General features: G+C 72.3%; 5 protein-coding genes and 1 tRNA gene. 5 read left to right on the top strand and 1 reads right to left on the bottom strand.

Annotated features, from left to right (window positions below):
* The first annotated feature begins 196 nt into the window (after positions 1–196).
* The 4 genes from Q0A33_RS09665 to Q0A33_RS09680 all read left to right on the top strand — a co-directional run bounded on the left by Q0A33_RS09665 (position 197) and on the right by Q0A33_RS09680 (position 5,230).
* Positions 197–291 (top strand) — tRNA-Sec (locus Q0A33_RS09665).
* A 143-nt stretch (positions 292–434) separates the two neighbouring features.
* The gene (locus tag Q0A33_RS09670) at positions 435–2,186 is read left to right on the top strand and encodes an L-seryl-tRNA(Sec) selenium transferase (RefSeq protein ID WP_291795573.1); all 1,752 of its coding nucleotides are present in this window, start codon (positions 435–437) and stop codon (positions 2,184–2,186) included.
* A gap of 98 nt (positions 2,187–2,284) precedes the next feature.
* The gene (locus Q0A33_RS09675; RefSeq protein ID WP_291795586.1) at positions 2,285–4,294 is read left to right on the top strand and encodes a selenocysteine-specific translation elongation factor; all 2,010 of its coding nucleotides are present in this window, start codon (positions 2,285–2,287) and stop codon (positions 4,292–4,294) included.
* 84 nt (positions 4,295–4,378) lie between these two features.
* On the top strand, positions 4,379–5,230 hold the full coding sequence (locus Q0A33_RS09680) for a hypothetical protein (protein ID WP_291795577.1): 852 nt from the start codon (positions 4,379–4,381) through the stop codon (positions 5,228–5,230).
* Positions 5,231–5,380: 150 nt separating this feature from the next.
* On the opposite strand, the gene Q0A33_RS09685 is transcribed toward Q0A33_RS09680, so the two are convergent.
* On the bottom strand, positions 5,381–6,169 hold the full coding sequence (locus Q0A33_RS09685; protein ID WP_291795580.1) for a GntR family transcriptional regulator: 789 nt from the start codon (positions 6,167–6,169) through the stop codon (positions 5,381–5,383).
* 72 nt (positions 6,170–6,241) lie between these two features.
* Here Q0A33_RS09685 and eat point away from each other — a divergent pair, with 72 nt between their 5' ends.
* On the top strand, positions 6,242–7,687 hold the full coding sequence (eat, locus tag Q0A33_RS09690) for an ethanolamine permease (RefSeq protein ID WP_291795583.1): 1,446 nt from the start codon (positions 6,242–6,244) through the stop codon (positions 7,685–7,687).
* Positions 7,688–7,704: the final 17 nt, after the last annotated feature.

Genomic DNA, 7,704 nt, shown 5'->3' on the forward strand with positions numbered 1-7,704 from the left:
CCACCCGCCCCTGCCGGGACGCCGTTGTCGCGCGCCGGGGCAGACGACCTTTCGCAGCTTGTAACGGTGTGCGCGTGCAGGCTCATGCGCACACCGTCACAAGCTGCGAAAGGTGCGGGCGGCGGGCGGCCGTTGTGGGAGGCGGGCGATGTGAGTGGCGGGCTCCCGGACCTCCGCTCCTGGTAGATTCTCCGGCGGAGGCGTCCGGGTCCTGGTGGGCCCCCCGGTCTTCAAAACCGGTGAAGCCCAGCATCTGGGCTTGGCGGGTTCGATTCCCGTCCGCCTCCGCCACACATCCGAGACAGGGGCCGCACAGCCGACTCCGGGATGCTGCGCCCCGGCGACGGGGAACCGGCTCCCGAGAAGCGGGAGTGAGGTCCCTGACAGCGACGCCCCCGGATGCGGGGGCCGGACCACTCGCAGGGGAGACCGAGATGGACGATGCAGTGCACCCCCTCGACGACCCCCGCCGGCGCATTCCGCGCACGGATGCGCTGCTGGCCCATCCCCGGGTGGCCGCAGCGGTCTCCTCGCTGAGCGCCGGTGTGGTGAAGAAGGTCATCCGCGCGGTCCAGGCGCGTGCTCGCCGGGGGGAGATCGCGCCCGAGGCCGTGGTGCCGGAGCTCCTCGCCTCCCTCGACTCCCGCCGTCCGGCCTCCCTCACCCCCGTGCTCAACGCCACGGGCGTCATCGTGCACACGAACCTGGGCCGCGCGCCGCTCTCGGAGTCCGCGCGCGCCGCCGTGGCAGAGGCCTCGGGGTACACGGACCTCGAGTTCGACCTGGCGACGGGGGCGCGTTCGCGGCGCGGTGCGGGTGCGCGGTCGGCGCTGCTGGAGGCGTGCCCGGCCGCAGAGGACGCGCTCGTCGTCAACAACGGCGCCGCCGCCCTGCTGCTGGCGGCGACCGCCTTCGCCGGGCACTCTGCGGGGGACCTCGAGGCGGTCTCCGTGCCGGATGGCGCGCCCTTCGCGCATGCGGCCGAAGGTATGACACCCGCTTCTCGCCTACACACCCGCGTTTCGCTCCAGGAAAGTGGGTGTGTAGGCGAGAGGCGGGTGCCTACGCCGCCGCCCGCCGCATCATCGCCGCCCGGCCCGCGTGAGATCCTGCTCTCGCGCGGTGAGTTCGTGGAGATCGGCGCGGGCTTCCGGCTCAGCGACCTCATGGAGTCTGCCGGCGCGCGCATCCGCGAGGTCGGCACCACCAACCGCACGCACCTGGACGACTACGCGCGCGCCCTCACCCCGGCCACCGGCTGCATCCTCAAGGTGCACACCTCGAACTTCCGGGTGGAGGGCTTCACCGCCGAGGCCGATCTCTCAGCCCTCGCAGACCTCGCCCACGCGCACGGCGTGCCTCTGGTCGTGGACCTGGGCAGCGGCCTGCTGGAGCCGGAACCGCTCCTGCCGGACGAGCCGGACGCCGCCACCGCTCTGGCCGCCGGCGCCGACGTCGTCATCGCCTCCGGGGACAAGCTGCTGGGCGGCCCCCAGGCGGGCATCCTGCTGGGCCGCGCCCCGGTGATCGCCGCGCTGAGCCGCCATCCGCTGGCACGCGCGGTCCGCGCGGACAAGCTCGCGCTCGCCGCACTCGAGGCCACCCTCACCGCCGCCGATGCTCCCGTCCGCAGCGCCCTGCACACGGATCCGGACGCCCTGCGCGCCCGAACTCAGCGCCTCGCGGAGACGCTTGCGCAGCGGCTGAGCGCCGGTCCTCACGCGCCGGCCGGGCAGGGCACAGGTGCATACGTGCCGGTCAGGCAGGGCACAGGTGCGCACGGGACACACGTGCTCGGCGCGGACGTGCAGCGCGCGGGGGCCGGGGCGACCCCTCAGCCGCAGCCCGCTGCGCCCGAGGCGGATGTTCCGGAGCAGCTGACGCTCGCCGTGGTGCCCCACGACGGTCGCGTGGGCGGGGGAGGCGGCACCGGCGTGCCTCTTCCGGGCTGGGCGCTCGCCCTGCCCGAGGCCGTCGCCGGACCTCTGCGCACGGGCACTCCCGCAGTGGTGGGTCGCGTGCACGAGGGCCGCTGCCTCATCGACCTCCGCTGCGTGCCGGAGCCGGAGGACGCCGGCCTGCTCGCGGCGCTCGCGGCTGCGCTCCTCGAACTGCACGCCTCCGCGGGGGAGGCGGCGGCAGGTCCCGTTCACGGCTCCGCAGGCGACGGGAGCGCCGAACCGTGACCGCCCCCGGCTCCTCGCAGGTTCCCGCCTCGGGCCAGGGCCGTGCCACGGGCACTGTCCCAACCGCAGACCAGGGCCGTGCCACGGGCACAGCTCCCATCACGCGCTCCGCTCACGTCATCGCGACGGCGGGGCACGTGGACCACGGCAAGTCCACACTGGTGCGCGCCCTCACGGGCATCGAGCCGGACCGCTGGGACGAGGAGAAGCGCCGGGGGCTCACCATCGACCTCGGCTTCGCGTGGACGACGCTGCCCTCCGGCCGGGAGGTCAGCTTCGTCGATGTGCCCGGTCACGAACGCTTCCTCGGCAACATGCTCGCGGGGCTGGGGCCGGCGCCCGTCGTCCTGTTCGTCATCGCAGCGGACGAGGGGTGGATGCCGCAGTCCTCGGACCATCGCGATGCCGTCGCCGCGCTGGGGATCCGTCACGGTCTCATCGTCGTCACGCGCACGGATGCCGCGCCGGAGGCCGTGCCGGCCGTCGTCGAGCGCGCACGGGCGGAGTTCGCCGGCACCGGCCTGGCGGACGCTCCAGCCGTGGCCGTCTCCGCACTGCACGATGCAGCACCGCAGAACGCGAGGCGGTCTGCCCCCGCGCGCCCGGATGCGGAGCGGATCAGCACCGGCCTGGATGCGCTGCGGGAGCAGCTCGACGCCGTCCTCGCGGACATGCCGGCGCCGGACCCGCGTGCACGTGTGCGCCTCTGGATCGACCGGGCCTTCTCCGTCTCCGGCTCCGGCACGGTCGTCACCGGCACCCTCGATCAGGGCTCGCTGCGCGTGGGCGGGGAACTGGAGCTGGCCTCGGCGGCGGGGGCACGTGCGGGTGCTGCGGAGACGCGCACGGGCGGGACGGGGGCACGCACCGGCAGTGCGTCCTCGGGTGCCGAGGCCGGGCCGCGCGTGGGCATCCGCGGGCTGCAGACCCACAACGACAGTGCGGAGGCACTGCGCCCGGTCACCCGCGCGGCCGTCAATCTCCGAGGCGTCGCGGCGGAGGAGGTGCATCGCGGGGACGCGCTCGTGACTCCCGGTGCGTGGATGCTCGCCGGTGTAATAGACGTTCGACGGCGCAGCAGTAATGCACTCGACGAGGCTCCCCTCCACCTCACGGTGCATGTGGGGACCGCCGCGGTGCAGGCGCGGCTGCGGCCGTTCGACGCGGAGCACGCGCGGCTCACCCTCGAGCGCCCGCTGCCGCTGGCGGTGGGCGACCGCATGCTGCTGCGTTCCACGGGGGAGCGGGCGGTGCTGGGCGGTGTCGACGTCCTCGACGTGGATCCGCCGGAGCTGCACCGGCGCGGTGCGGCGCGCAGACGTGCGGCTGAGCTGGCGGAGCTGGACCCGGAAGGGGACGTCGCCGTGGAGGTCCGCCGCCGAGGTGCCGTGCCGGAATCCGTCCTCCTCGCCATGGGCATCGAGGTTCCCGCGGAGCTGCCGGCCGGCGTCGTGCGGCTGGGGGCGACGCTGCTGACGGACGAGAGCCGCATCCGGGAGTGGGCGCGGGCGCTTAAGGCCCTCGTTGAACGGGAGCACGAGGCGGATGCGCTGAGCCGCGGGGTGACGGGGAAGGCCGCGGCGGATTCGCTCGATCTGCCGGAGCTGGGCGCCGCGCGGTCCCTGCTGCTGGGTGCTGTGGTGCGAACAGCGGGACTGACGGTGGCGGACGGGCGGATCCGTGCGCGCGGTGCCGCAGCAGACCTGGGAGCCGCGGAGGGTGCCGTGCGCACGCTCGAGGCCGGGTGGCGGGACCGTCCGTTCCGCGCGCCCGAGGCCCACGAGCTGCGGGAGCTGGGGCTCGGCTCCCGCGAGCTCGCGGCGGCGGAGCAGCGGGGCCGGCTCCTCCGCCTGGGCGGTCGCTCAGGGCACGGTGGTGCCGGGACCAGCGGCGGGACGGCGAAGGAGGGCGAGGGCATCGTGCTCGGGCCCACCGCTCCGGCGCAGGCGATGCGACTGCTGGCCGGTCTGGAGCAGCCGTTCACCACCTCGCAGGCCAGGCAGGCGCTCGACACCACGCGGAGGACGGTGATCCCGCTGCTGGAGCATCTGGACGCGCGGGGCTGGACCCGCCGCCTGGACGCCGGCCACCGCGAAGTGGTGCGCTGAGGACTGAGCTCCGGGGAGGCTGCTGGTGCGCAGAGGAGGCCGTGCACTGAGGAGGCGGCGCGCTGAGGACAGTAGGATCCGGTCATGAGCTCCGCACCACAGCAGCAGCCTCACTATCCGCAGCAGCCATATGCGCCGCCGGTGCCCTCCGACTCGCCGTCGCATCCATACCCGCCGCAGCAGCCGTACCCGCAGCAGCAGCCGTACCCGCAGCAGGTACCGCAGAGTCCGCAGCAGCACGCGGGCCGCAGGACCACCGCCGTGATCCTCTTCTACTCGACCTTCCTGCTGAGCCTGCTGATGGCCGTCTTCTATCAGTTCTTCACGATGCAGCTGGTGCAGGTGCTGCCCTCGGCCGCGGCGTTCGGCGCAGTCTCCCTCGTCATCCGGCTCGGTGCGGACGTGGTGCACCTGGCGCTTGCGATCACTGCTGTCTGGCTGCTTCCCGGTGCTTTCCAGCGCAGGCAGTGGATCGCCACGGCGATGATTGCGGCTGGTACTCTGCTCAGCGCTGTCTACGGGATCCTCAGCGGACCCCTGTTCGGGGTTCTCGCGCCCACCACGGATCCGGAGGTCTTCGTCCGGATCAGCGGAATGCTCTCGGCCCTGGTCGCCTTCGCGGGATCCTGTCTGCTGCTGCTCGCCTGGCTGCTCGTCCGGGACCGGACGCGGCCGGCCCACATCGTCGCGGTGGCCTGCCTCCTGCTCTTCCTGCTGCTGCGTCTGCTGATGGCCTGGACGCTGGGACCGGGCACGGCCAGCGCTGCACTCCGCATGGCTGGTGCCGTGCTGGGGGTCCTCATCCCCGGGCTCACGGCGGCCGTTCTGGGTGTGAGTGAGCTTGCGGGCAGGCGCAGAGGGACGGGATCCGCGGCACCGGACTTCCCCGCGTCGGGGCGGAGCCCGATGCCGGGACACGGCGTGGGACCGCAGTGAGGCCGGTAGCACGAAACCGCCGGTGAGGGACCGCCGGTGAAGGACCGGCCGGAACCGGCAGGGGACCGTCAGTGAGGCCGGCAGGGCGCGGCCCGTCGATGGGGGTCCGCCTGTTCGGCCCTGAGCTCGGGCCTCGACCTGCCTGTCCGCTCACCTGCCGCTTCCGGCGAGGAACCCGCGCAGCAGGGTCGCGGAGCCGTGTGCGTGTGCCCGTGCCAGAGCGGCGGCCTCGTCCGCATGGCCGCGCAGGATCGCATCGATGAGGAGTGCGTGCTGCTCGTTGGCGTGCTCGATGTTGGCGCTCATCATGGGGATGCGGTCGAGCAGCGCGTTCACCCGTGCGCGGTTCTCCGCCAGGACGGCCGTGAGGCTGGGGATTCCGGCAAGCTCGCTGATCGCGAGGTGCAGTCGCGAGTCATAGGCTCTGTACTGATCCATTGGCGCGCCCGAGCACGCGTGGAGCAGCTCGGCGAGGCCCCGGCGGTCCTCGGCGCTGAGCGTGGCCCGCGCGGCCAGCCGCGCGGCCTCCGTCTCCAGCAGCTCGCGGAAGCGCAGGGTGTCCTCCAGCTCCGCCTGCGGCACGGGGCCGTCGCTGGAGCCGTGCTCCGCGGGCAGGCGGAGCACTTCGGTGCCGCCGTAGCGGCCCCGCGTGACCCGGACGATCCCGGCCTCGCGGAGCTCATTCAGCGCGGTGCGCAGCGTGGCGCGAGAGACGCCGAGCTCCGCTGCCAGCTCCCGCTCCGGAGGCAGCTTGTCGCCCACGAGGTACGTGCCCAGCCCCAGTTCGCGCAGCAGTCTGGCCAGCGTGTCCTCGAAGGCGTTCCCCGCCCCGCCCTCACGCGCAGGTGCCTCGCTCTCGCGGCCAGGTTCCCCGGCCTCGCGCGCGGTGCCGTCGCGTGCGGCTTCGGCCGATCTGCGCTCCACCCCTTGACCCTCCATGTGAGTCACGTTACATTTGCGATACTCAATGGTCCATTATAAAACCATTGAACTGAGCATAGAGGAGCTCTCATGGCACGGAAGACCAGAGTCGAGTACAGCGAGGTGAGCGAGGACTTCCTCGCGCGCCGTTCGCTGCGCAAAGGAGCAGCGGGCTGGATCCTGCTGGCCGGGCTCGGAGTGGCCTACGTGATCAGCGGAGACTTCTCCGGCTGGAACCTGGGGTTGGCGCAGGGCGGCTGGGGCGGGCTGCTCATCGCCTTCCTGCTCATGGGGATCATGTACGTGTGCATGACCCTGGGCCTCGCGGAGATGTCCTCCGCTCTGCCCACCGCCGGTGCCGGCTATGGCTTCGCACGCCGAGGCCTGGGCCCGCTGGGCGGCTTCGCCACCGGCATGGCGATCCTCATCGAGTATTCGATGGCACCCGCGGCGATCTCCACCTTCATCGCCGGCTACGTCCAGGCGCTGGGCATCCTGCCCGCCGGGGTGCCCGCATGGACCATCTACCTGGTCGCCTACCTGATCTTCGTGGGCATCCACATCTGGGGCGTGGGTGAGGCGCTGCGGGTCATGTTCGTCATCACCGCGATCGCCGTCGTCGCGATCCTCGTGTTCGTGTTCAGCATGATCGGCCACTTCGACGCCGCCAACCTCTTCGACATCGCTCCGGTGGCCGAACGCATGGGATCGTCCGAGTTCCTGCCCTTCGGAGTCTCCGGCCTGCTCGCCAGCCTGGTGTTCGGCATCTGGTTCTTCCTTGCGGTGGAGGGCGTGCCCCTGGCGGCCGAGGAATCCGCCGATCCCAAGCGGGACATGCCGCGCGGCATCATGACCGCAATGTTCATCCTGCTGGTGTTCGGCGCCCTCGTGCTCGTCCTGGTCCCCGGCACCGCGGGCGCCCAAGCGATGGGCACCTCGGACAATCCGCTGCCCGAGGCCATGCGCCACGTCTACGGTGAGTCCTCGCTGCTGGCCGCGTTCGTCAACTGGGCGGGCCTGGCGGGTCTGGTGGCGAGCTTCTTCTCCATCATCTTCGCCTACTCCCGCCAGCTCTTCGCCCTCTCCCGCGCGGGCTACCTGCCCAAGTGGCTCTCCCTCACAGGCAAGCGCAAGACGCCCTACCTCGCGCTCATCATCCCGGGCACCATCGGATTCATCCTCGCTGTGGCCACCGGTGGTGCCGGCGGCATCCTCCTCAATGTCGCGGTGTTCGGTGCCACGGTGTCCTATGTTCTCCTCAACCTGTCCCACATCACGCTCCGCATCAGGGAGCCGAAGCTGGAGCGCGGCTATCGCACTCCGGGCGGAGCGGTGACCACCTCGATCGCCCTGGTGCTCGCCGTGGTCGCCGTGGTCGCCACGTTCGTGGTCGACGTGCTCGCCGCCGGGATCGCAGCAGGGGTGCTCCTGCTGGCGATCGCCTACTTCTGGATCTACTCCCGCCACCACCTGGTGGCGAGCGCCCCCGAGGAGGAGTTCGCCCAGCTCAAGGCCGCCGAGGACCAGCTCAAGTGACGGGCGCATCCCGCCCG

It is taken from the genome of Brevibacterium sp. (assembly GCF_022712115.1).
Lineage (GTDB): Bacteria > Actinomycetota > Actinomycetes > Actinomycetales > Brevibacteriaceae > Brevibacterium > Brevibacterium salitolerans.